The organism is Vibrio sp. 10N.222.48.A3 (assembly GCF_041475345.1).
GTDB classification, from domain to species: domain Bacteria; phylum Pseudomonadota; class Gammaproteobacteria; order Enterobacterales; family Vibrionaceae; genus Vibrio; species Vibrio tasmaniensis_A.
Map to the genome: position 1 here is coordinate 1 of NZ_JBFRVX010001571.1, position 470 is coordinate 470.

Annotated in this window: 1 protein-coding gene; it reads right to left on the reverse strand. The window is 42.6% G+C overall.

The features are described 5' to 3' along the window. On the reverse strand, window positions 1–470 hold a 470-nt coding region (locus AB4653_RS27795; RefSeq protein WP_372105858.1), incomplete at both ends, for a TonB-dependent receptor domain-containing protein.

A 470-nucleotide genomic window follows, 5' to 3' on the forward strand; every position in this document is an offset into this window, starting at 1 on the left:
CAAGACCTAGCGTACCCGTTAGTGGTGCTACTGAATCAATGGATTTACCTGTAGATTTATCTTCACCATCAGCATAAGCGACAGCTAAACGAGTGTAGGTTCCAAATGGTGCGTCTAACAGGGTGTCAAGATTAATCGTTGACGAAAGCTCTGCACCATAGATAGTCACTTTATCTAAGTTCTCTTTGGTGTATACGTCTTTACCGCCTTGTTTACCCGATTTCGTCTGGTTAATGAAATCAGAGTAATCTGTGTAGAAAGTGCTTAGTTCAAAGCGAGCATGTTCATTATTGCCACGAAGGCCAAGCTCGTAAGAGATACTTCTTTCTGCTTTCAAGTTAGGGTTAGCTTCAATGATGGCACCTCGAGTGTAGAAGTAGTAGAGGTCGTAAACTGAAGGTGCTTTAAACCCTTGCCCAACTTGACCAAATACCGATAGGTTGTCATTGATGTGGTAAACTGAACCTAGC